Raw genomic sequence first — 26,388 nt, forward strand, 5'->3', positions numbered from 1 at the left:
TCATGTAGGAGAGTACTAGTGAATATTAAGATTTTAGTAGCTACACATAAGCAATATTGGATGCCAGAGGATTCCGTATACATGCCAATCCATGTAGGTCGAGAAGGCAAAGCTGATATTGGTTATACCGGCGATCATACAGGAGATAATATCTCCTCAAAAAATGCGAATTATTGTGAGTTAACAGGCCTTTATTGGGCTTGGAAAAACCTTGATGCGGACTATATCGGTCTTGTTCATTACAGACGATACTTTACGCGCAAAGAGGTGCGTTCCGTAGAGGATAAAAAGAATCAAATTCTTACAGGTCCAGAATGGGAAAAACTACTTTCAGAGTATCCTGTTGTGGTAGCAGATAAGCGTAAATATTATATTGAATCTAACCGTTCTCACTATAATCATGCCCATCACAGCGACGGCCTTGATGCGGCAGAGCAAATCATCGCTGAAAAATATCCAGAATATAGCGCTGCTTTCACAAAGGTTTGCAATCGCACATGGGCGCACATGTTCAATATGTTTGTTATGCGCCGCGACCTATTTGATCAATACTGCGAGTGGATGTTCTCCATCTTGGAGGAAATCGAACATCGCGTCGATATTTCCAATTACGATACATACGAAGCTCGCATTTATGGTTTTGTAAGCGAAATCTTGCTCGACGTATGGATTGAAGCTAATAACATCGACTATAAAGAACAAAACGTATCCTTTATGGAGCCACAAAACTGGATTAAAAAAGGTGGATTATTCTTGAAAAGAAAATTCTTTAAATAATAGACCTATTTGTATTATGGAGGAATTTTTTTGATGAGAGAAATTGGATTTTCGGAGATTAAGAGTGTCGCTTTAGATATTTTAAAAGATGTGGCACATTTTTGTGATACACATGGTATTCGATATGTATTAGCGTATGGAACAATGTTGGGAGCCGTTAGACATAAAGGTTTTATTCCATGGGATGATGATATTGATATCATGATGCCACGGGATGATTATAATCGCTTTATTAAGACATATAATGAGCATAACTCAAGATATCAAGTGTTTTCTATTGAAAATGATGATACTTATACCTATACAATGGCTAAGGTATTCGATCAAGAAACGGTTATGATTGATAATACATTATGGCGTAATTTTGATAAAGCAGGTGTATTTATAGATATTTTCCCAATTGATGGGTTACCGGATGAAACACAGGCACAACAAAAAATATTTAGACATCAACAATTTTTAAACTTGTTATTCCATGGGTCTTCTATGAAGTTTACATTCAGTAATCGTTATGTAGACTCTAAAGGTAGCTTTGCAAAGTTAAAAGGTTATGTTCGTACATTCTTAAAATTTGGTGCTATTAGTTTAATGCATTTTTTACCAACTACAAGTTTAATTAAAAAGATTAACCAAGATGCACAACAGTACCCATTTTCAGATGCGAAATATATAAGTGTTCTCGTTGATTGTGCAAGTGGTAATAAACGAGAGGTCTATGAAAAGACCTTGTTTGATAATAGAAGTTTATATCCTTTTGAGGATACTGAGTTTTGGGGACTTACAGATAGCGATTTCTATTTAAGTCATTTGTACAATAATTATATGGAAGCACCACCTGAAGATCGCCAGGTACCGCATCATAACTATAGAGTATATTGGAAACAATAAGAGGGGATTATATTATGAAACTATTTACAGTAGGACCAACACAAATGAGAAAGGAAATTCTTGATGTAAGACATCAACAAGTTCCTTATTTTAGAACAACAGAATTTTCTGAAGTTATGTTAGACTCAGATAAACTGCTCAAAAAGTTTATGAATGCACCAGAAAGCTATAAATCCATCTACTTAACAGCTTCTGGTACAGGCGCATTAGAAGCTACTATTATGAATTGTATGAATGAAACTGACCATGTACTAGTTATTAATGGTGGTACTTTTGGTCAACGTTTCGTCGATTTATGTGAACTCCATGAGATTCCTCATACTGTGATTAAACTAGAAGAAGGCGAGGCGTTGACTGCTAAACACTTTGCTGCAGTAGAAGAACAATCATTTACCTTTGTTATTGCTAATATTGATGAAACTTCTACAGCACAGCTATATGATATTAATTTATTAAGTAGCTTTGCTAAAAAGAAACAAGCGTACTTAGTGATTGATGCAATTAGTTCGTTCTTAATCGATCATTATGATATGGCTGGTAATAATATTGATGTTACTATTTTGAGTTCCCAAAAAGGACTTTGTATTGCACCAGGTATATCTCCTATTGTAATTAGTGACAGATTATATGAGGAACGTGTAAAAAATAATCACATTAAGAATCTTTATTTTGATTTCAACCAATATATAAAAAACTTTACAAGAGGTCAAACACCATTCACACCTGCTGTTGGGGTATGCTTAGAAATGAATAAAGCATTACATCTGATTGAAGAGGAAGGTTTTGAAAACTATTTAGCTCGTATTGATAGTGTGGCGAAAGATTTCAGAAATAGAATTAAAGAACTGCCAGTATCTCTTCCTGCTTTCAGCATCAGTAATGCGGTTACACCTATTCGTTTTGAACAACCAATTGCTAAAGATGTATTTACAATTTTGAAGGACAAATATGATATTTTTGTAAATCCTACGGGTGGGGTCAATGAAGACTATGTTCTACGCGTTGCTCATATTGGAGATACAACCATTGAGGATAATAAAATGCTCGTAGAAACAATGAAATCAGTCATTAAAGAGATTACAGGTAAATAATATGGTAAAAGTGATAACATATGGAACATATGATTTGTTTCATGAGGGACATTACAATCTATTAAAAAATGCAAAAGCATTAGGTGATTACCTAATTGTTGGGGTTACGTCTGACTATTTTGATAAATCTAGAGGTAAATTTAATGTTCGTGATTCTTTAATGACGCGCATAGATAATGTGCGTGCTACAGGTTTTGCAGATGAAATCGTAGTAGAAGAATATTTTGGCCAAAAAATAGATGATATTAAACGTTTTAATGTAGATATATTTACTGTTGGATCTGATTGGGAAGGCTATTTTGATTATTTAAATGAGTATTGTAAGGTAGTTTACCTACCAAGAACACAAGGTATTTCTAGTACTCAAATCAGAAATTCCGAGAATGTTAGATTAGGTATTATTGGTAATGAAGTTATTTTGGACAGATTTTTAGATGAGTCTAAATTTGTTAGTGGTATTGATATTATAGGTGGGTACACAGAGGCAGATGAGACTGATACTATCTATAAATCATATCAGTTTAATGATTTAGAGCAATTTTGTTCATCTGAAAAGTTACTAGATGAGGTAGATGCGGTATATATTAATATGCCTTTATCTAAACGTGGTGCGTATATTGAAAAAGCACTACAAGCTAGAAAACATGTATTAACAGAATTTCCATTTAGTAGTGACCTTGATGAAACATTACGCTTGATGGAGTTGGCGAAATCTTCCAACTTAGTATTAATGGAAGGCTTAAAAACAGCGTATAGCCCTGCTTTTAATAAGTTAATTGCCATGGCTCGTAGTGGGAGAATTGGTAAAATCTTTAATGTAGAGGCTAATTTTACACAAGTTTTGGGTGATGATTTGGCTAATCAAGTTAGAATAGCGGGTGGTAGTATTTTATCTTTAGCATCCTATCCGTTATTGGCTATCTTTAAACTCTTAGGCTTTAATTATAACCGCGTTGATTTTATAAGCCATAAGGTTGATGATGTCGATATTTTATCGAAAATTAATTTCCTTTATGATGATGCGATGGCTTCTGCTACAGTGGCTATCAATGCTAAAGCTGAGGGTGATTTAGTCATATCTGGTTCTAAAGGATATATCTATGTACCTGCACCTTGGTGGAAAACAGAATTCTTTGAAATGCGCTTTGAAGATGTAAACTTGAATCAAAAGTACTTCTATAAATTTGAAGGTGAAGGTTTACGATATGGAATTGTTGAGTTCTTGAAATGTATTAGAGAGGATTCTGAAAGCTTCTTGATGAGCCATCAAGATATGATTGAAGAGGTACGCGTCCTCAATAAGTTTGTATCTGATACCGATGTTACTGTAATTTAGTATGGGATTTGATGAGTATGCAACAATTATCTTTACGAGAAGTTCAGCTAGAAGAGTTAAATCTTCTCAAGGATTTTGACCAATTTTGCAAAAAATATAATTTAAAATATAGTTTATGTTATGGCACATTAATAGGTGCAGCTCGACATAAAGGGTTTATACCTTGGGATGATGATATTGATGTTTGTATGCCAAGACCTGATTATGAACGGTTATTAACGTTAAAAGAGCACTACGATCACGATGGATTAGAGCTAATTGCTAATCCTATCAATCATAGTTTGGATGCAACCTATGCGGCTATCATCAATAAAAATATTCCTTGTGAAAATACATATTCTAATACATTACGTAGCAAGTATTTATGGATAGATATTTTCCCTGTTGATGGATTTAGTGAAGATATGTCCATTATGAAAGAGATTTATGATAAATCGATTTTTTATCAAAAAATACTTACATTAGCTAGCGCTAAACTGTTTAAGGGGAAATCTCTTATTCATGCTTTAGGTAAATTAGTTATTGTGCCATTGTGCCGTTTATTTGGTAAACAACGTTGTATCGATATCATGGATCGTTTGGCTAAATCTTATGACTATACTAAATCAGAGTATGTTGGTGTAATTGCATGGGGTGAAGGTGTAAAGGAACGATTGCCTAAACAGGATTTTGAGAAGATGACTACCATTGAGTTTGAAGATCAATTATTTTCTGTTATGTCCTGTTGGAGAGAATATCTAGATAATATGTATGATGACTATATGCAGATGCCTCCTGAGGATCAACGCTGTGGACATAATATTGTTGCATATAAGATAGAGCGAAAGGATTAAGTATATGGAGCCGTTACTTTCTATTATTGTTCCCATTTATAATGTTGAACAGTATGTTGATAAATGTATTCAATCAATACTTAATCAAACCTATCAAAATTTAGAAATTATTTTAGTCGATGATGGAGCAACCGATTGTAGCGGTTCTATTGCCGATTCTTATGCGGCGAAGGATAAACGCATAAAGGTCTTTCATAAAGAAAATGGTGGGCTTTCCGATGCTCGTAATTATGGTTTAGATCATGTTACAGGAGACTATATTTTATTCGTTGATAGTGATGATTTTATAGAAAATACAATGTGTGAAAGATTGTTTGCTGTAGCGAATAGTACTAATGCTGATATAGTATCTTGTAATTATTATATCTATAGAGAAGATGATGATATCAGTATACATACTATGTCTGTTCAAGATGATACAAGAACTTTCACAGGCATGGATATGTTGAGATATTATCTGCTAAAAACGGAACCATTCGATCTCAATGTAGTATGGAATAAACTCTTTAAATCTGAGTTATTCAATGGGACAGTATTAGTTCGTTTTCCAAAGGGGAGAGTTCAAGAGGATAATTTTACTATTTTCAGGCTATTTTTGAATGCTAATACTATAGTAACAGTAAATGAACCTCTTTATTATTATGTACAACGCGCTGGTAGTATCATGGCTAATTTTAGTAGACGTTTTATGACGGATACCGTAGAGTCCCATATATATATGAATGATTATCTTATGGATCACTGTAGTAGTGTAAAGAACGAACTGCAATTGTATCTTTTAAATTCCTATGTGGAATTATCTCGTAGAGTTCATGTTAATAAATGTAAGACAGAGTACAATGATTTACTCACTCAATATAAGCACTATGTCTTAGATCATACGGCTGATACTAGCCATAACCCATTATGGAAGTGCAAACAAGATATAAAGAGGGTATTGGTTAAATTGTATTATTGAATATGAATCATAACCATATTTATACGGTTGTATGTAACATATGATTAAAACCCATAGAGATTATCTTTATATTTTTAATTGATAATACTATGGGATTTTCTCTAATTATGAAAGCATGGTTAGTAAGGTTTGATAGATATTAATGATAGAGGAAAAGTAATGTGAGGAAGAGTTACTCCGTATTAATAGAGAATATATTTTCTCTACTAACCTTGCGCGCTTTAGAATATGTACTTGCTTTTATTTTGGTACCATATTTAATTCGCGTATTAGGACCTTTGCATTTTGGAATGATTGCATTTATGCAAGGTATTATGGAATATTTCCGAATCTTTGTTGATTTTGGGTACTCCTTAACGGCTCCAAAGGCAATAGCACAGGCTGAAGAACAGAAGATAGGATTTCTGTTTGCCAAATATTTTTATGGAAAAGTATGTATATTAATATTTGTTACTCTGGTATTTTTTGCTGTTTATAATCTGCAACGCATATTACTAGGAAATACGATCGACATATTATTATTTCAGGTTATGTACTGTGGAATTATAGGTAATGTTTTATTTCCTGTATGGTTTTTTCAAGGTATACAGAAAATGCGATATATTACCATCTTAAATATGAGTGGACGTATTTGTACGATGCTTGGCATATTTTTACTTGTAAAATCTCCAGATGATTATATACTCGCTGCATTCTTACAAGCTTGCACGCCTTTAATTGCAGGTGTTTTTTCAATAGTCTGGTTAAGAAAACATTATACGGGATTGTTTAAATGGCCAACTATAGGTGAAATTATTAATTCTTATAAAGAAGGCTGGTCTATATTCGTATCCTCCTTAGCGGTTAACTTATATACTGCAACTAATGTAGTGGTATTGGGGATGCTTACGAATAATGTTATCGTTGGTTACTATAGTGCTGCTGATAAATTAATTACCTGTGTTCGTAGAGGTATATATGCTGTAAGTGATGCAATATATCCGTTTATAAGTAAGATGATGAAGGATGATATTTCTAAGGGATTACAATTTATAAAGAAACAAATATTCTTGTATTTGGTTGTAGGCCTTGTTGGCTGTACATCTTTATTTTTCTTCTCAGATACTATAGTCAAGCTATTGTTCGGAGCGGATTATAATTTAACTGTTGACGTATTACGAATCTTGTCATTTGTTCCTTTAGCTGTTGCTATTAGTACTGTATTTGGTGAAGAAACGATGCTACCACTCAATATGAATAGTGCATATAGCCGAACTCTAGTATTGGCAGCATTCTTTAGCTTGTTATCTATATTCCCATTGTGTTATTTGTGGGGGGCTAAAGGGGTAGCAATGACAATGTTATTAACAGAATTTTTAATTATGATTATTATGGGAGGCTTATTAAGGAAACAACTCTTCCAATAGGTTTAAATAGTTTGAGAGATTTGAGAGGTTTGTTTTAATATGATTAGTACAGCATATTATAAAATTCAAGAGTTATTGCTTTGTGCAATGATAATTTCATTACCACTGATGCGGATACCAGATCGGTATACTTTGTTTTCAATGGGCAATAATCTATCGATGATATTTCTGTTCTTTTCCCTTTTGTTATTCATTGTATATAGCCTATGGAACAAGAAGACAGAGTTTCCCTTTAAACTGTATTTTACAATATCTGTTGCTTGGATTGTTTTTTGTACCATTTTAGGGGTATTTTCTTTTCCTTTTTATGATACTGTTATTTACACGTATTTAATCAATACATCTGTTGTCCAAAAACTATATGCGCTATTTCCTTCGTTTGTAGGTAATGAATTTATTCTACAAGTAAAGTTAATGGTATCACTAGTTTGGTATCTGTTTAGAAACTTTATATTCCCCTTAATTGGGCTATTCTTAATCATTTTTAATCTATATAAAGATGATTGTAAAAAAGGTCTTGATACTATTGTTAATGCTGCAAGGATATTAACAATACTATGTATAGCTTACTCCATTATAGAGGTTTCTTGGCTATGGAGTGGTTCAGATTACTTGGCTAGTATATTAGTAACTATTAATAATGGCTTATATGATCCTGTTGTACAAAGTGGGTGGTGGCCTCCGGAATTATGGCCAGGTCAACTTAGAAGCCTTGCGTTAGAACCATCCTATTTTAGTATGATTGCGGTGTTTTTGGCACCATTATTAGGTATTCATTATGTAAATTCTAAGAATAAACTTGATATTATATTAGCATTTCTCTTAGTTGTCATGATTTTCTTAACTAAGGCTCGAACAGGTGTTGTTATTTATCTATTCGAACTGGTTGCGTTTATTGTATTAAGTCTAATATTTAGATATAAATCTTGGTGGAAACTATGTCTATTTACAATTGGACTTAGTGTTCTAAGTTATTCTTTTGCTATTGTTGGTGATTCTGTAGTAAGCCCTATAATTAAGGCTAGTATTTCTCAATCGAATACTACCAAGGAAGCACCTAAGGCTATATCCGTAGAAAAGGCTCTAGATAAGTATATTGATAGTAATGTTAAGTCAGTCAGCAATACTAGTTCTAGATCTAATTCAGCTAGATTTGGTAATACAGTAGCTATGTTTAACGTTGGTCTAGATCATCTAGCATTTGGTGTTGGTAGAGGATTGCACTCAAGCTATATGGTTGATAAATTCCCTGATTTTGCTAAAGATAGTGGAGAAGTCAAACGTTGGACAGAAGACGTATTACAAAAGGGCTTCCTAGCATTTGAATATCCAGTACTTAATGAATTCGCAGCCATATTGGCATGGTTTGGGTTAATAGGAGAAGTCTTATTTATTACTCCAATTTTATATATTTTATATAGAACATATAAGATTAAGAAGTATATTAATAACCCTATATTAGTCTACCTGTTAGTGGCATTTTTGGGGCAAATTGCATGCTTTATGAGTAATGAATTTTTATTAGCATATCCAATTCTTGTAGGGATTTTGGTTTGTTATATTAAATTTTATGAGCATAATGATATAACCAGAGAATAGGGGGTTATTCTAAATAAAGTAAAATATGTATATTATAACTAATGTTTAAAATATATCGAATATGTTTGATATATAGTTTATGGCTTTTCTATCTCATAATTAGTTATAATTTGTGTAGCAAAATATTATGGAATGAATATATTGGGAGTTTCATTCCTAGGGGATTACATTAGTTAATATATTTGTTTGGGAGATTTTAATTATGAAAAAATATGTACTTTCAGTTGATAAGAATAGGCCTATAGAGCTTGAAATCACAAATATTTTAGATGATAATAAAGCTATAGTGCGTGGTTGTCTTAATACATATCATTTGGATTATGATGTAGAGACAACTTCTGTTTTATTGAATTTTACGTTAGAAGACGATCGAGAAACTGTATATAGTATTAGATTAAAGGAAGATAATTCTTTATTAAAATGTTTAGATTGTACTCCTCAAGAGATATTCTTTAACATTGTTAATTTCTTAGGTGAAGTAATACATAAGGCTAAATCTATTGGACATACATTAGTTATGAAGTTAGATTATCAAACTTCTAGATTACTTGTAAAGGATTTAACAAAAATTGGTGATGAATATCGTACATTTAATGGAGAACTAGTATATTAAGATAATTCTTAATAACTATATAGTGGAATTAAAAGAAGGTATCAACGGCAGCTGATACCTTCTTTTATGTAGAAATCAAATTGATGGGATACTAAATTTAGATCAACCTATAATATCTTTATTAGATATACGAAGATAAGAAATAGGGATTGAATGTTCTCTTATATAACAAATCTGTTATGAAACGTATTGTATTGTATATTGAGCAGCCGATAGTAGTTGGCTCAGAAGTTGCCATTTTAATGCGAATTTCACCGTTTTTTGGTATAATAAACAAGTATTCCAACGATAAAACGGAGGTAATTCTAATGCGTAAATTCTTATATATGTTAGCAGCTCTACTCGTGTTGATCGGTATTAATACACATGATGTAGAAGCTCGTACAGATGTGTATGCTACAACCTATAATGGTAATAGCTGGTATGTAGACCAAGACTCTGTGAAGAGAGTAGGGGATGTACTCAACTTTACGGTGTACACTACATCTGGCCTTAGCTATAAGGTATCATCTAGCGATAGTAACTATTACAATGCAGATGTATTCTACTATAACAACAAACTCGTTTCAGACAATGGCCAATCTGTATGGAAATCTCCAGGTATGATGGCCGCTATGCGTGTGGCACGTAGATAAAGAATAAAGGCAGCGATTCGATCGCTGCCTTTTGGTCTGTATAAGTGTACTATAGTATCGTTTATCCGTATTTGACGATATATAAGATTAACCCTATAATATAAATAGATAGCCAAGCGAGTAGATCCGTCGGGCTCATCTCAAGAGAATAAATAATTGATGAAATGGCCTTTCAGTTACCTAATTATCTAGGGATAACGAAGGGCTATTTGTCTTTTCCAAGACAAATAAGCGCCACGAGTGCACCAAAAGCAATGACTACAGTCATTACCTCTAGGATTAGCATGATTAACTCATAATCACTCATAGACAACCCTCCCTTCATAGACGAAGAGAGGCCCAACCTCGCTTAACTATCCTATATCAATTATATGGCGAACATATAAGCGAATCAATAAGAATCTATTTATAGAAATATACAAAAATATATATACGTATACGTTAGCAGTAACTATAATTACTGATTTTTTTTACTTGTGATAATTTTATAGTTATGTGGCAAATTTCCCTCATATTTACAAAAATATAATTATTAAATATAATTAAATTATTTAATAATAGTTTATAGTGTGTAAATGAGAGAGGGTTTTTATGAAACGTGTGTATAAAGCAAACCTATCTTTAGCGATTGCTCTGACAATTGCTAGCTCTGTAGTGCCCTATGCAATGGCGGGGAGTACATTAGTTACTACACCTAATGGTGCAAATATTACGGCAAACAACGGTGGGAAGTTTAAGGCTGGCGAAATGACAAACTACATATCTACGATTGAAGCAGATACTGGTAGTACAGTTAGTATTGATAAAGCTGTTGCTAATATTGGCTATAATAACAAGCCTTTCATTAGTAGTAAAGGTGGCAGTACAGTTAGCCTTAAGGAAGGCGTTTATGATGTTCAAAATGTAAGCACTCCTGTTGCAGTGGCTCAAGGTGGCACCGTTAATATTGGTGTAGACGGCAATAAAGGTAATTTTACTGGTAAGGACTTGTCTTTAGTAGGTGATGTTATCGTTAAAAGCGACCCAAATCATGCGTCTGAGATCAATATTGGTATCATTGGCAAAGAATCTCTTTGGGATGGCTTGGCTTTTAATCTAGCAGATAAAGATGCAAAGCACCCAAGTCATATCAATGTATTCCTTGGTGACTATGGTTCTTGGGAGCTTTTCTATCAAGGTGGCTTGCATGAAGGTAAATTAGATGGTGGTACACAACCTAGCCATGTACATCGACTTGTAGGTTCCAAGAACCGCAACTATGCGAATATGGTAACCCAAAGTGAGCATAATAAACTTTATGTAGATAAGCTGGAAGGTCATGTAAACTTTATCTATGACCCTAATGATGAAGGTGGCGATACTGAGGATCCAGATTATAAACCACCGACTACAATCTATAATGGTTTGACTCCAGATTCCTTCTGGGGTGGCGACATTCATATTACAAGTGCAGCTCCTGGTGCAGCGGCTCATGTGTACACGACTCAACGAGGCCTAGATATGTCCTCTGAGGCTAACGTGAACAAGATTTTAGATAACTTGGCTCACAAGATGTACTATCATAACTATGTTAATGGTGAAAGAAACCTTCAAGGTACAGTAGCTATTGCATCTGATGGTTCTGAATCTGGTCGTTTTACAGTAATTACATCTGGTCATGCTAAAGAAGGTGATATTACATGGCAAGCGGATAAGGATGGTCAAGGTAAATACGTATATGGTGAAAATAAACCTGTACCAAAACCTCAACCTAAGCCAGAAGTTAAACCAACTCCTAAACCTGAGGTTAAGCCGGTACCAACTCCGACTCCTAAACCAGAGGTAAAACCTACTCCAAAACCAGAGGTTAAGCCAGCACCAAAACCAACTCCTAAACCAGAAGTGAAACCAGCTCCAGTGCCAGAGCGTAATTCTCATATTCATGTTATTATGGGTGATTTTGATACACCTCATATGCGCGGTGCCCGTTCTGCTATTATGAGCAATATTAATGGTTGGAGAACATTGACAGATAATATATATCGTCCACGCGTATTGCAACAAGGCGAACCAACAGGCATTTGGGCTCGCGTTGGGGGTGGTAAATATAGCTATACCGCAAAAGGTATCGACACAGATACAACATATACACGTATTCAAGGCGGTTACGATGCTAAAACAGGTAACGGTTGGACTGTAGGTGGTCAAGTATCCTACCTTCGTGGCAACGATGACTACGTATTCAATGGCACTGGTAAGGAAAAAGCCTTTGCTGTAGGTGCGTACGGTGTGAAAGATCTTGGTAAAGACCAATACATTCACCTTGAATCCCAAGTAGGTCGCGTTTCTAATGCTTTCACAGCTCGCAATGAAATTGGTGAAAGCATTTCTGGTGATGCTAAAGCGAATGCCTACACAATTGGCGTACGCTATGGTAAAACTGTGAAATTCCAAAATGGTACATACATTGAACCACAAGCGCAATTGAGCTACACTCACTTCGGTGGGGATAGCTTTGATGCGGGTCGTATGCATGTCAACGAATCTGGTGTGAGCAGCACAGCAGGGGGCCTTGGCCTTGAAATCGGTAAAATATTCGGTGCAGGTAATATCTATACTCGCGTTGGTGTAAACCATGCCTTCTCTGGTACTGTAAATACAGCGTACACAACAGGTAATACTACAAAATATACAAAACAAGACCTTAAAGGTACTTGGACCGATCTAGCATTCGGTGGTCGTTATGGCTTCAATGCTAATAACAGCATCTTTGCTGACCTTAGTACAGGCTTATCTGGCGACTATAAAGCAGGCTGGTCTGTAAATGCTGGATTTACACATAAATTCTAATATACTGGTCAACAGATTTACTAAGAGGCAGCGAGTCAATCGTTGCCTCTTTTGGTATATTTTTATCTAATACATATCAAATCTTAATTATCTCTAAAATAAATGGGTATAATTCATTTACAATTCACTAAAAATAGTGTAATATTTTATACATATTTTAAAAGTGTTAGTCTTAAGTTTCTTTAATAAGTGAGTATATATCTATCTTTTATCATAAAAAAAGACTAATAAATCAACTCATAGATATATATTCAAGTATGAAGGAGCTTTCACAAATGTGATTGTATTGTAAGTAAAAGTATTGGTTGAGGTGTAAGAGGATGAGAGCAAGAAATAAATTTTTATTATCTGCTGTTATGATGACTTTATTGTCATCTACGATGGCTATGCCTAGCACATGGGCTGCAGCAGGTCTTAATTCCGATGGACGTATTTTTGCAACTACTGCAGATAGCAAATTTGAAAGTACAGGTAATGCGACTGCAAATGGTGTAGTCGCATCTGATGGTGGTCAAGTTAGAATTGGCTCTTTGGATACTCCTGATGCATCTCAATTGCCTAAACGCTATCGTCAACCAGCTTTCATTACAGGCATGCTAAATAACAGTTCCATTCAAGTGGATGGCGGGGTTATGGACGTGACTACTGCACCATGGAAGTCTCCATATCCAGTAGCATTTGCATATAATAGTAAAATTAATCTCGGCATTGATGATGCGGGTACTGTAAAACACAAAGTGTTTAATATGCAAGGTGATGTGCTGGTATCTGATAAAATGATGCCTCCTCATCAAGAACAGCAATCATCTGTGATTAATATCGGCCTAGGCCGCGCTCATAATAGTCCTAACCAGTTTTCCGGTAAAGCTATGAACACCTTAGAGGATAAGGGTGGCGAAATCAACATGACCTTTGATGGTGGCATGTGGAGCCATGATAGCATGGGCGGCTTGGAATCTTTCAAAATTGATGGTAAAACAGAACGTAGTAGTATTAACAACCTCACAGGTACTCGTACGCGCGAAGGTTTCAGCCGTATTTCCCAAGATTCTCGCAGCGACATTCATGTAAATAAATTGGACGGTCATATTAATGTTATTTATGACATGACTAGTGGTACTGGCTTAAATTATGCTAAACCAGGTTCTAAGAAAGACGGCCTTGATCCGGCTGACATCGAGGGCGGTAACTTCATCGTAAAATCCGCTGCAGCTGGCTCTGGCGTACATGGCTATGTAACAGGTGATCATCTCGATACTTCTTCTGAAAGTAATGTAAATAAGATTTTAGATAACTTAGCGCACAAGTTCTATTATGAAAACTATGTAAACGGTGAAAGAAACCTTTCTGGTACTGTATCCATCGCTTCTAAAGGTATCGTGTCTAGTTACAAAAAAGCGTTGACTACAGACCAAAAAGAAGGGGATATTACATGGAAAGACGGTAATGGCCAAGGCTCCTATGTGGTGCCAGAACCAAAACCTACACCGACTCCAGAACCTAAACCAGTTACACCAGTAACTCCGGATCCTAAACCAGTTACACCAGTAACTCCGGATCCAAAACCAGTTACACCTGTGACTCCAGATCCAAAACCAGTTACACCTGTAACTCCAGATCCTAAACCAGTTACACCTGTAACTCCAGATCCTAAACCAGTTACACCTGTAAGTCCGGATCCTAAACCAGTTACACCTGTAACTCCAGATCCTAAACCAGTTACACCTGTAACACCAGCACCTAAACCAGTGAATCCTAATCCTGTTGTTCGTGGCGCTTATGATACACCTCATATGCGCGGTATTCGCTCCGCTGTAGTAGGTAATATCAACGCATGGCGTACAATAGCTGACGATATGTATCGTCCTCGTGTATTGCAACAAGGTGAACCAACTGGTATTTGGGCTCGCATCGGTGGCGGTAAATACAGCTACTCTGGCAGCGGTATCGACACAGCTACAGATTATACACGCATCCAAGGCGGTTATGATGCTAAAATTAGCAGTGGTTGGACTGTAGGTGGTCAAGTATCTTACCTTCGCGGTTCTGAAGACTATGTATTCGATGGTTCCGGCAAGGTGAAATCCTTCTCCGTAGGTGCTTATGGTTTGAAAGACCTTGGCAAAGATCAATATGTACATGTAGAAACTCAAGTTGGTCGCGTATCTAATGACTTTACAGCTCGTAATGAAATCGGTGAAGCTATGTCTGGTGATACAAAATCCAATGCGTACAGCATCGGTGTTCGCTATGGTAAAACATTGAAATACGCTAATGGTTTCTATGTAGAACCACAAGCACAATTGAACTTTACACACTTCGGTGGCCGTAACTTCACTGTAGGTAATGTATTTGTTAACCAATCTAGTGTAAACAGCACTTCTGGTAAAATCGGCCTTGAATTGGGTAAACAATTTGGCAATGGTAACCTTTATACACGTTTTGCCGCAGGTCATGCTTTCACAGGCAATGTAAAAACTGCATTCTCTAGCGGTAGTGTTGTGAAATTAACAGAGCAAGACCTTAAAGGTACTTGGACTGAACTTGCTTTCGGCGGTCGTTATGGCTTCAATAGCAACAATAGCGTATTTGCTGACGTTGCTACAGGTTTGTCTGGTGACCTCCAAGCAGACTGGGGTGTGAATGCAGGTTTCACACATAAGTTCTAAGTGTAGATTTATTAAATAATCTTTTGTACAATAGCTAACATATATAGCCTCCTAATAGTAGAGTCATGACTTTATTATTAGGAGGCTTTTATAGTATCGATTATAGAATTAACTATATAGCACCTATGCATTTTTCTTCTAACGTTAAAGGAAAAGTATATAGACGAAATACGATATATTGTGTATACTAATAGAACTAGTAGGCACATTACCATCATTATTGATAGATGCTTACTGTATTAATAAATTTACCATGCTTAGTATGGGGATCTCTAAGGGGATAACAGCTCCAAAAGAGATAATATCTAGTGTATGATAAATGAAGTAGCTCTGGGGAGGGTGCTTTAAGAGAGGAGAACTTATGAAATTAGTAAAATTATTACCTATTATGGCAATTGCTTCTGTAGGTGTTGCTGGCCAAGTACATGCGGCACAAGATCCTTTGATGATGCCTGAACAACCTACGGCTCCTTTGACTGCAGAACAACAAGAAATCTCTCTTGCTGTTCCTAGTGAAGAGGTAAAAGCTGTAGTATCTGAATTTGCAGCATTCCAACTTGGTCAACCAAATACTGGCCGTGTGTCTGGTCAAGAACGTCTTGCTAACAATGCGTTGTACTACATGAACGTTCGTCGTAGCTGGTACATTATAAGCCATCGCTATAAAAAAGATAGCTATGCTCGTGTAGCATTAGATCGCTTGTACTTAGATTACAAAGAATTCTTCACGAATAACACTACAGTATCTGAAATGAACCAAGCTGAATATGAACGCCAAATCTTAGCTATTCTTGAAAAGAATACTGAAAATATGAATAATGATGAATTGCGTTTCTACATGAACGAAATGGTAATCTACAGCTTAAAAGAAGCTATGCGTGACGGTAATAACCGCGTTAAACGTATCCGCTAATCTATATAATTATAAATATATACTTATAAAGAGGTAACGACGAAAGTTGTTGCCTCTTTTAGTTTTTATGGTTACTTTATTTCTAGTAAACGTGAGGTAAATCACATAATAGTACTGTTAATAATACTATACTAGTTCCATGACCTTATAGCTGTTTATATATAGGTAAGCCCTTACATACTATACATAAATTTACATAATAGTATTCAGGTATATGCAATTACTCCTAGATACAAAGCAATTACAATCCTTTTGGATACTATGTTCTTTCTCGTAAGCTATAGGTCGTACTAAAACAAATGGCCCCCGTAGGATTCATTCCTGCGGGGGCTTGTTTGTTAATTGTATTGGTTAATCTGCCCCTTTATGAATTATTATTTATGTTATTTACATATTTTTTCGATAGCAGTATAATTTAATCGTAGTAATCATGAGGGTAATATGAAGGGGAAGTGTTTTGTAGTATAACAAGGGAGGCGTATGATTATGAATCACGCAAAGAAACTACAATTATTAGCAGTACTCGGAGTTTTAACCATATCTTCTGCTAGCTTGGTACAAGCAGCAGATATTCCTGTTGTTTCCTCTGGTGGTGCCACTTATAACATTGGTCTACAAGGCTGGTCATCTTTCACCAACTCAGACAATGTACATCTCGGTGGTCAAACTGGGGCAGCTAACAGCGATCCATATTCCCATGCAGGGGATCCAAATGCAAAGGGTAATAATATTGCCATCGGTCGTCTTGCCTTAAATGGTTCTCAAGGTGGCGGCAATGTAGCATTAGGTGCTAAGAGCTTTGTAGGTGGTAAAGGTGACTATAACTTCTTAGGTAACTTTGCAGCAGGTTATAACTCAACAATTTCCGATACAATTGCTATAGGCTACTTTACAGGTTCCTACTCTCAAGGTAATAAAAACGTATGGCTCGGCGCTTCTCAAGCTGCCGCTAGTAAGGGGAATAACACTGTATTAATCGGTTCTAACTCTACCGTAAATGGTAATTTTAACTATGGTATGGGTCATGGCGTTATCTTTAAAGGCGATAAGAACTCCGCTATTGGCGCATATAATAAAATTGAAGGTAACCAATCTGGCGCCTTTGGTGTAGGTACGTATAATGTGGATACTGTTAAGGGCGATAATTCCTACAGTGTTGGTAACAAGAACCAAGTGAGTGCTAATAATACATTCGTAGTTGGTAATAATGTGAAAACATCTCTAGACAATGCAGTTGTATTAGGTAATAATTCTACTGCTGAAAGTAGTGATGTAGTGAGCACTCCTAGTTATACCTATAATAATGGTGTTACTGAAAAATTCGCTGGTACTGCTCCTGTGTCTACTGTATCCGTTGGTGCAGCCGGTCAAGAACGCACTATCACTCATGTAGCAGCAGGCCGTATTACAGCGGACTCTACAGATGCAGTTAACGGCTCCCAATTATATGGCACAAACCAACAAATTGATGTATTACATCGCGATGTGCGTCACGTGGAAAAAGAATCCAACCGCGGTGATGCTCGCGCTGCAGCATTAGCTGCATTGCATCCACTACAATTTGATCCAGACCATAAGGTTCAAGTTATGGGTGGCTATGGTCACTATAAAGGCGAAAATGCATTGGCTCTTGGCGTAGGTTACTATCCAAAAGAAAATCTACTCCTCACTGCAGGTACAACTGTAAGTGGTGATTTGATGGCCAATGTAGGCGTGTCCTATAAATTCGGTGAAAATAAGACACTTGCTAAGATTTCCCCTGCATCCTATAACGCATTAGAACAACGCGTAGATACACTAGAAGCACAAAACAAAAAACTACAAGAAACAGTAGATATGCTTGTGCAAAAACTTAATGAAAAATAGGGTTTCAAGAATATGAAAGAGGTAATAACATTGTTATTACCTCTTTTTTATTATTGTCTTTAGACTGGTTCGCGACGTAGTCGCGAATCATAAAACCACCCGCTATGCGGGTGCGGCAACGAAAGTTATACAAAAAAATCACCTTGCTTAAGTATAATGTAGGTGTTCAAGCCGCATTATATACAAAAGAAAGGTGATTTTATATGGCAACAAAGACACAGAGCCTTGCGCACACAAAATGGTTATGCAAATACCACATAGTATTTACACCTAAGTATAGACGTAAAGTTATATATAATCAATATAGAAATAGTTTACGTGAAATACTGAGACGTTTATGTGAATATAAGGGCGTCAAGATTATAGAGGGGGAGCTTATGGCAGATCATGTGCATATGCTAGTGTTAATTCCACCTAAAATATCAGTTTCATCTTTTATGGGATATCTAAAGGGTAAAAGTGCGCTAATGATGTTCGATAAACACGCAAACTTAAAGTATAAATTTGGAAATAGACACTTTTGGTCCGAGGGATATTATGTAAGTACGGTAGGATTAAATGAAGCTACCGTAAAAAAATATATACGTGAGCAAGAATTACATGACCAAATGAAAGATAAACTTAGTGTAAAAGAATATGAGGACCCTTTTAAGGGTAGCAAGTAATACATATCCCCTTTAAGGGGACCGTTACGAGTCAATGGCTATGCGGCTTGAACGTAGTGAAAGCCAGCGCCTTTAGACGCTGGCCTAGTACTACGGGCTTATAGCCCGTGAGCAAACCACCCGTTTTACGGGTGGTTCTGATATACATATAATAGTAAATTAATACGTTTCTAGTGACTACGTATCTTGACATACATATACATTATTCGATACACTAGTATATATTTCATTTGTTGTTCATGAATTTTAAATGTAGAGAGTAATGAAACGTATTGTGTGTATCGCCTTGAGCGCCCTATTGTGTTGTGTGGGTACAGCTGAGGCAGAAAAACAACAATTGTATAAGGGGGCAGACCAGTCTGTCCAAAGGGAACATACCCTTGCAGTGGCAACGAGTCCTCGTGAGGAGCATATCAAAGCAGTCTCTGAGGATTTCCATATTACTCCAGCGGCCACGCCAGACCATGTGATCGGTGAAGGTGGCCCTCTCGTGATGGATCGCCAAGAGACTAAGACCGTGCAGTACAGCAATGTGGATGCAGTGAATCGTGCCATTAATGCCGTAGCTATGTCTAATGTGTCCAATGCTATGTACGGTGCCAAAGGTAAACCATGGATGCGTCGCACTACACTGAGCTTTCAGTTCCAAGAAGGGTGGAAGCCACTCTATTCGGTGGAGACTGTTCAACCATTAGGTCATTACGATAATTCGTCTCGCGATGTGTGGTTTACGCAGCAGCGCATTTCTCGTGCGTCGGACACCGGTACTACCCTCAACATAGGCGTTGGGTATCGTCGTATTTCCAAGGATGATCGTCGCCTTTATGGGGCACATCTATTCTATGACCACCGGTTCTTGAATCGTCATAATCGACTCAGTGCAGGCCTTGAATATATGTCTGGTGAAAGCGAGTTCCGCTTCAACTGGTACGGTTCTGCTTCTGATGAACGCGTCCTAGATGTAAATTTACATACCTTGGAACGGGTGGCCAATGGTTATACTGTTGAATATGGTAAGACTTTCAAAAATGCTCGTTGGGCTAGAGTCTATGTAGAAGGATACCATTGGAATCAAGAACGTCAGGCCGATAAGAATGGTTTGCGCGTTGGCTCTGAGTTACAGCTCACACCACGTGTGTCTGTCGATATGGGGTATAACAAACCGGAACACAGCTCTGGCGGTGTATATGGTAAGATTACCTTCCGCTTAGCAGGCGCTCCAATGGCTTGGTATGGTGGCAAGCACCGTTTAGAAGAATCTGCAACGGTTCGTGATAAAATGCTCAATCTTGTAAGACGGACTAATACGATTTTTGTTGAGTAATAATTTTGATAACTGAATACACAAATTGAATAGTAATGCTATCTTTTTCATTCATATAATTTTAATGAAAATTAAATGAAAAATCATCTACTATTGTTGCTATATAAGTGATATACTCTAAGTAAGGGAATTTAGTGTTAATATCAATTGTTCTTTATAGATAATGGCTTTTATAAAAAGCCATTATCTTATTATATAGCTATTTTCTTATTATTGATGCCGTGTGATCGCCCGTTCATCTTAGTTACTCTCCAACTATTTGATAATCTTTGTGTTGTGTTTACTTCAAAATCTCTCTCTTAATAACAAACTTAAATCATGCGGCAACGGTAAGAGGTTCGCCTTCCTCTTACCCAAAAAGGATAGTTAATCCTCATCGATTAACTATCCTTTTTTATATTCTCTTAATAGATATATAAATTACTGTTTACAAAATACGTATACGTGCTACAATGTTCATATAAGACTCATGAATAAAGCATGAATTTTAAAGTACGAGAGAATGATAGGTTTTGTAGTTTGTAAATGGAGGTTCTAAATTATGAACAAACGGAGACGTTTATTAACCTTGTTAATTAACGGTGTGTTGTTATCCAGTTTATGTATGGTAGCTAATGCTGCAGATAATGTAGCTGGCGCAGGTAGTGGCGTAGCTATTGGCACAGGGTCTAGTGCTCAAAAAGATGGAGTAGTTGCTATCGGTAAAGGTGCACATACCAATTATGCTGGCGGGTCTGGCTATGCTAATGTTAATGGCGATGTAGTTATCGGTGAAAATGCAACAACTCATAGTTATTACGATCAATCCGGCTCAGTAGCTGTCGGTAAGAATGCATATGTAGAAAATACGATTGGGAAACAAGACAAATTCTTTGCATTTAATCAAACTAATTTTAATAGTTTTGGCTTTGGGAGTCTTCCACAAAAACCAGATAAAGTTGTTACTGGCGTAGCAATAGGTGACAATACGTATGTTCGTTCTGGTGGTACTATGGTTGGGTCTCATAACTATCGTGGTAAAATTGGTGATATTACTGTCAACACTGATACTTATGCAGAAAAACGAAAAGCTGGACTAGGTGTATATTCAACAACATTAGGCTCAAATAGTTTTACCAATGGTACTGTTGCAACTACTACAGGTGCTTTAAATGTTATTTCCAGCAATTATGATGGTAATAATATTGCTAATGCAACTAGAAATTTTGGGGCTACTATTAATGGCTCTTTGAACTCCATTGAGTCGGCTACAGCTACTAATAACTATTCTGGATTAAGCAACACTGTTGTTGGTACTGCTAATAGAACCAATAATTCTAATGGTTCTTTGATTTTCGGTGCAGGTAACGAAATTACTAATTCTGTTACTGAGATAGATGCGAGTGCAATAACACCAACTGCTTTTGGAGGACCTTCCTCGGTAACTAAATTATCAGAAACTGTGCGTAATTTAGTAAAAGATAATAAATCTGGTGGTTCTACCTTAGCTATTGGTGGTGGTAATAAAGCTGATTATACGCAATTAACATCAATGACAGGTGTTAATAATACTGTAACAGGTACTGCAGGTAATGTTGCAAAATTGAATAATGTAACTGGGTACAATAATACAATTACTAATGCGTCTAATAATATTGTAATGGGTAATGATCATGTAATAACTGCTGATAATACAATTGCTATAGGCGGACTTTCTTCTAGTGAAACACGCTCTGTTGCCAATACAACAACTATTGGTTATGATGCAAAAGCTTCTGTTGAAGGTGGTGTCGCTCTTGGTTATAAATCTAATGCGACCGTAGATAAAGGTGCAGCTGGTTATGATATCAGCACCAAAGCAGCATCTACTGATACAAGTTCCACATGGAAGGCGACTGCAGCAGCTGTATCCGTTGGCGATGTAGCTAATGATTTAACACGTCAAATTACATCTGTTGCAGCGGGTACAAACGATACTGATGCAGTAAACGTAGCACAACTTAAAAAGGTAGAAACTAAAATCTCTACTGTTGAAGCAGATGCTAAAAAACATACTACTGTAGTAGCTGGTGCTAATACGACTGTAACACCTGGTACAAATGCTAATGGTGGTGCTGAATATAAAGTAGCTGTTAATAAAGACTTAGTAGAAATGAGCTCTGCTAACTTCGGCAAAGCAACTGATAATGTGCGTTCTCGTATCGATAAAGACCGTGCTAGCTTCTTCAACGGTAGCGAAAATATCGGCATTTCACCTACTGGTGTTCAAATTGAAAACACAGATACTTTAGAACAAGCAAAATTTGATAAATACGGTATGTATGCTAGTGAAGGGAATACAACTGTTTACTACACTACAAACGGTATTAGTGCAGGCGATCAAAAAATCAATAATGTGAAAGCTGGCGTAGCAGATACTGATGCGGTTAACGTATCTCAACTTAAACGTTTACAAGATCAAATCGCAGCATCTTCTAGTGTTACAACTGTAACAGCTGGTGACCACATTAAGGTAACACCAACTGTAAATGGTAATACTCACGATTACAAAGTATCTCTTGCTGATGATATTGCTGATCAAATTACAAATAACACAACAAATATCAACAAAAATACAAATGATATCAAAAATATCAAAGGTGATTTATCTAAGATTGATAAACGTGTTGATAAATCTGTAGCAGGTGCAGCAGCTTTGGCAGCATTGCATCCACTTGATTTCGATCCAGATGCTAAATGGGACTTTGCTGCAGGCTATGGCCATTACCGCAGCGGTAATGCTGCCGCATTAGGTGCTTTCTATCGTCCTAATGAAGACGTACAACTTAGTGTAGGTTCTACTGTTGGCAGTGATGAAACAGTATTCAATGCTGGTTTATCTGTAAAAGTAGGCGCTCATAGCGGTGTATCTCGCTCTCGTGTAGCAATTGGTAAAGAAGTATTAGCTCTTAAGAAAACAGTAGCTGAACAAAATGCTCAAATTCAAAAATTGACTACATTGTTGAATGGTGTTGCTGGTACTAAGATGAAAGCCGATCACACAACATTGTTCCCAGATATCCCTACAAATCATTGGGCATATGAAGCTGTAAGCGATTTATCTCGCCGTGGTCTTGTAGAAGGCTATCCAGATGGCACATTCGGTGGTGACCGTATGTTAACACGTTATGAATTTGCTCAAATCGTATACCGTGCTATTCAAGACGGCGTAACAGTTAATGATCGCCTTGTAACAGAATTCAGCCCTGAAATGGCTTTGTTCCGTGTTGACACTGTAGCTAAAAATGCTAAAGGTGAACCAACAATCGAACGCGTTCGTGTTAATAAAAAATAAGGATACTATTAGTTTATAGTGTTCACACAACTTAATAAGTAGCTACTATGCCATACCTCAACTCCACCCCGAGGTCGCATAGTAGTGAATATAAAAAGGAGTAACTGATTATATCAGTTACTCCTTTTTATTGTTATATTAGGCTTACTATTCTTTTTATTTGGCAAAATAACCTAGCGATTGAATGTGCGCAATGGACTCGTTTAAATATTGCTCAGAGGACACAATCTGTTTAGTACCGTCAGCTTTTGTTCTTTCAATGGTCAAGTTTTCATTCATAGTATCAATTAATTCTTTTCGAGATATTGGTTTTGCCATCAATTTCATGATGTAGGATAAGCCTTCATTTACTGAAAAGTCTATTTGGTTATACATATTGCCGAGGCACATGTATTGATAACCACCTTTTTCAACAAGTGTAGATACATAGTTTATAAAGTGTTCTGGAATATAGGTTTTGTTTTCCTCAAATGGTAATTGGTCATATTTTTTAGTATAGGTGTTGATATGACCGACGATAGCAAGATGGAATAAACGTCTATACATAGCATCAGTATCGATTTCAGAATCAGGATGGTGTTTTTCAATATGTTTCATTATATCTGCTACATTGAATGGTCGTTTTGTATCCATTAATTCTTGGATGCTAATGTGCATAACATTGGTCCACTCTGGAGGAACACCAGGCTCTTCATCTAATGCATTGTTGAAGTATAGTGTATCTAGTACTTTCTTCTCAACCCTTTCGTCATGGGAAATTTTATCTTCGTTACTACACTTTGTTAATAGGGCCATGCGGAACTGAGTATCATATACGTAGTCATAATATTGTTCTTTATCAATAAAGTTATCTCTAGCCAATGTTCTAATATTATTTTCGACATTACTATCAAGCCATGTAATGAAGGAACGATTCAATGTTTCGTCGCCGATATAAGCGCAACCTTGCTCTTGCGCACGCTCAATAAATTCTGACACATATACAGGATCATTAATAGCTTCTAAGTATTCGTGCCCAACATAATAATCGTTAGATTGTAATACACGATTGATATTTTTAATTTTATAATCAGAAATTTGTTGGGAACGTTCATCTAACTTCATTGTTTCCGAAATTAATTTTAATACATTTTTCGTATAGATTGTACGTTCTTGTAATGAATCACTAGGTGCATGTTTTTCAGAATATAACATAATATCCCGCAATTGCTCTAACCGTTTCCAACCTGGATACGTATTATATGAAACATAGGCGATACCGCGATCAGATAAGTTGCGACTGCAAATATTAAGGATTTTATCTTTTACCACATCAGGCACCCAAGACCAAATACCATGGACGATAATGTAATCGAAGGTACCAAATGAATCATCAATATCCATAATATCTTTTTCTAATAATGTAATATTTTTTAGCCCCATGGATTCAATTAATTCATTCCCATGCTTTACCTGAGTAGGGGATAGGTCGATACCTGTAAAGGTAGTCGTTGGATTATATAGGGCTTGGGGAATGATATTTCCACCGCAAGAAGAGCCCAACTCTAATACGCGCGCGTCTTCAACTGGTACTGGGTCTAAGCCATAAATAAGAGCTTTTGCCATTAAAGATGTAATACATGTATTGGAAAATGGTTTTGATACGTATAGAAAATCGTCGTAAGATTCCTTCAGGTCGTTAATTTTAGATTGATCTACACTAGTAATGTGTTGTTTACTCATTAGAATATATCCCCTCTATAACTAATACTCGTAAAATGGTCCTCATAATGATTTAGTATATCATAATTTCTATTATATATAATGTAAAATCTCATGATTTGTTCATTTATAAGATGGAATATGAGAAATTAGTGAAATAGCCTATAAAAAGATAGGATAATTTCATATAGAAATTTTTCAGTGATCTATATTTTATAGATAATATATAAATAAGGTTTGAAATCGAGAAAAATCAATCTTCATAAATCGATTAAACCTTTATTTATAAGTTCAATTAATGCAGTTATCGAAAATAATAAAACTGAATAGAATAAAATAGATTAGATTTTATAAAATACGTATAAATCGACAAAAAAATGAGTAAAAAAACGGCCATATATTAAATTTTGTTTAACAAAATAAAGGTTCTAACAATAAACTGTGATGATTATGATAAAAAGATGAAGTAAACTATTTACAAGATTTTCGGTATATGATATTCTGTTCATGACACAAAATGAAAGAAATATGAAAGATACTCAGAAAGGCGTAAAGGTATGGGAAATTTAGGCTTTTTCTTCTTTTGTATTTAAATGATTTAATTATAAGGATTGTAATTGTGTCTAGTTAAGAAAGGGGTTCATAGTAATATGAATAAAATCTTTAAAGTTGTTTGGAGCAAAACTAAAGAGTGCTACGTAGTAGTTTCCGAAGTTGCAAAAAACAATGGTGGTAAGAAAAAAGCTCTTGCTAGCGTATTGGCTGGCTTGGCTATGGTAGCTGCTACAGCAGGTGCACCTGTACATGCGAACGTTAATACTGGGGGTAGTGCCGTTAATATCTCTCCTGATGCTTATAATGGTTCAAATACTACTGGAAGAAACTCTGTAGTAGTTGGTTAGCAAAATAGAACTGATAACCATGATGGTACTATTGCAATTGGTGCAGCAAATACTGCAACAGAAAATTCTG

The 26,388-nt window shown here is 36.1% G+C and carries 19 protein-coding genes; 18 read left to right on the forward strand and 1 reads right to left on the reverse strand.

The window, feature by feature from the left end; translation table 11 throughout:
- Positions 1-18: 18 nt before the first annotated feature.
- The 17 genes from EL171_RS00120 to EL171_RS00200 all read left to right on the forward strand — a co-directional run bounded on the left by EL171_RS00120 (position 19) and on the right by EL171_RS00200 (position 23,715).
- Positions 19-777, forward strand: a complete 759-nt coding sequence (locus EL171_RS00120; RefSeq protein WP_005384764.1) for a DUF4422 domain-containing protein — start codon at positions 19-21, stop codon at positions 775-777.
- 33 nt (positions 778-810) lie between these two features.
- Positions 811-1,665: a LicD family protein gene (locus EL171_RS00125; protein ID WP_005384763.1), complete on the forward strand. Its 855-nt coding sequence runs from the start codon at positions 811-813 to the stop codon at positions 1,663-1,665.
- 14 nt (positions 1,666-1,679) lie between these two features.
- Positions 1,680-2,756, forward strand: a complete 1,077-nt coding sequence (locus EL171_RS00130) for a pyridoxal-phosphate-dependent aminotransferase family protein (protein WP_050755785.1) — start codon at positions 1,680-1,682, stop codon at positions 2,754-2,756.
- A 1-nt stretch (position 2,757) separates the two neighbouring features.
- Positions 2,758-4,092: an adenylyltransferase/cytidyltransferase family protein gene (locus EL171_RS00135; protein ID WP_005384761.1), complete on the forward strand. Its 1,335-nt coding sequence runs from the start codon at positions 2,758-2,760 to the stop codon at positions 4,090-4,092.
- 17 nt (positions 4,093-4,109) lie between these two features.
- Positions 4,110-4,925, forward strand: a complete 816-nt coding sequence (locus tag EL171_RS00140; protein ID WP_126413429.1) for a LicD family protein — start codon at positions 4,110-4,112, stop codon at positions 4,923-4,925.
- A 4-nt stretch (positions 4,926-4,929) separates the two neighbouring features.
- Positions 4,930-5,883 (forward strand): glycosyltransferase family 2 protein, encoded by a 954-nt coding sequence (locus EL171_RS00145; RefSeq protein ID WP_005384759.1) that lies wholly within the window; start codon positions 4,930-4,932, stop codon positions 5,881-5,883.
- 212 nt (positions 5,884-6,095) lie between these two features.
- Positions 6,096-7,289, forward strand: coding sequence for a flippase (locus EL171_RS00150; protein WP_164712002.1), 1,194 nt, complete (start codon positions 6,096-6,098; stop codon positions 7,287-7,289).
- Positions 7,290-7,328: 39 nt separating this feature from the next.
- Positions 7,329-8,888, forward strand: a complete 1,560-nt coding sequence (locus tag EL171_RS00155) for an O-antigen ligase family protein (RefSeq protein WP_005384757.1) — start codon at positions 7,329-7,331, stop codon at positions 8,886-8,888.
- 202 nt (positions 8,889-9,090) lie between these two features.
- Positions 9,091-9,501, forward strand: a complete 411-nt coding sequence (locus EL171_RS00160) for a hypothetical protein (protein WP_005384756.1) — start codon at positions 9,091-9,093, stop codon at positions 9,499-9,501.
- A 308-nt stretch (positions 9,502-9,809) separates the two neighbouring features.
- Complete coding sequence (locus EL171_RS00165; RefSeq protein ID WP_039968814.1) at positions 9,810-10,136, forward strand: hypothetical protein; 327 nt, start codon at positions 9,810-9,812, stop codon at positions 10,134-10,136.
- Positions 10,137-10,727: 591 nt separating this feature from the next.
- Positions 10,728-12,965: an autotransporter outer membrane beta-barrel domain-containing protein gene (locus EL171_RS00170; RefSeq protein ID WP_005384753.1), complete on the forward strand. Its 2,238-nt coding sequence runs from the start codon at positions 10,728-10,730 to the stop codon at positions 12,963-12,965.
- Between the two features lie 320 nt (positions 12,966-13,285).
- Complete coding sequence (locus EL171_RS00175; RefSeq protein WP_005384752.1) at positions 13,286-15,634, forward strand: autotransporter outer membrane beta-barrel domain-containing protein; 2,349 nt, start codon at positions 13,286-13,288, stop codon at positions 15,632-15,634.
- A 361-nt stretch (positions 15,635-15,995) separates the two neighbouring features.
- A complete protein-coding gene (locus EL171_RS00180) occupies positions 15,996-16,547 on the forward strand; it encodes a hypothetical protein (protein WP_005384751.1) in 552 nt (183 codons plus the stop codon).
- A gap of 486 nt (positions 16,548-17,033) precedes the next feature.
- On the forward strand, positions 17,034-18,413 hold the full coding sequence (locus tag EL171_RS00185) for a YadA-like family protein (protein WP_039969283.1): 1,380 nt from the start codon (positions 17,034-17,036) through the stop codon (positions 18,411-18,413).
- Positions 18,414-18,616: 203 nt separating this feature from the next.
- On the forward strand, positions 18,617-19,078 hold the full coding sequence (gene tnpA / locus EL171_RS00190) for an IS200/IS605 family transposase (RefSeq protein WP_005380067.1): 462 nt from the start codon (positions 18,617-18,619) through the stop codon (positions 19,076-19,078).
- 262 nt (positions 19,079-19,340) lie between these two features.
- Positions 19,341-20,402: an inverse autotransporter beta domain-containing protein gene (locus EL171_RS00195; protein WP_039968812.1), complete on the forward strand. Its 1,062-nt coding sequence runs from the start codon at positions 19,341-19,343 to the stop codon at positions 20,400-20,402.
- A gap of 604 nt (positions 20,403-21,006) precedes the next feature.
- Entirely contained in the window at positions 21,007-23,715 is a 2,709-nt protein-coding gene (locus tag EL171_RS00200) for an S-layer homology domain-containing protein (protein ID WP_005384746.1), read from the forward strand.
- 156 nt (positions 23,716-23,871) lie between these two features.
- Here the strand turns inward: EL171_RS00200 and EL171_RS00205 are convergent, their stop codons facing one another.
- Positions 23,872-25,437 (reverse strand): methyltransferase regulatory domain-containing protein, encoded by a 1,566-nt coding sequence (locus EL171_RS00205; RefSeq protein ID WP_005384745.1) that lies wholly within the window; start codon positions 25,435-25,437, stop codon positions 23,872-23,874.
- 629 nt (positions 25,438-26,066) lie between these two features.
- Here EL171_RS00205 and EL171_RS09945 point away from each other — a divergent pair.
- Positions 26,067-26,318, forward strand: a complete 252-nt coding sequence (locus EL171_RS09945) for an ESPR domain-containing protein (protein WP_005384744.1) — start codon at positions 26,067-26,069, stop codon at positions 26,316-26,318.
- Positions 26,319-26,388: the final 70 nt, after the last annotated feature.

The organism is Veillonella dispar, assembly GCF_900637515.1.
Classification (GTDB): Bacteria; Bacillota; Negativicutes; order Veillonellales; family Veillonellaceae; genus Veillonella; species Veillonella dispar.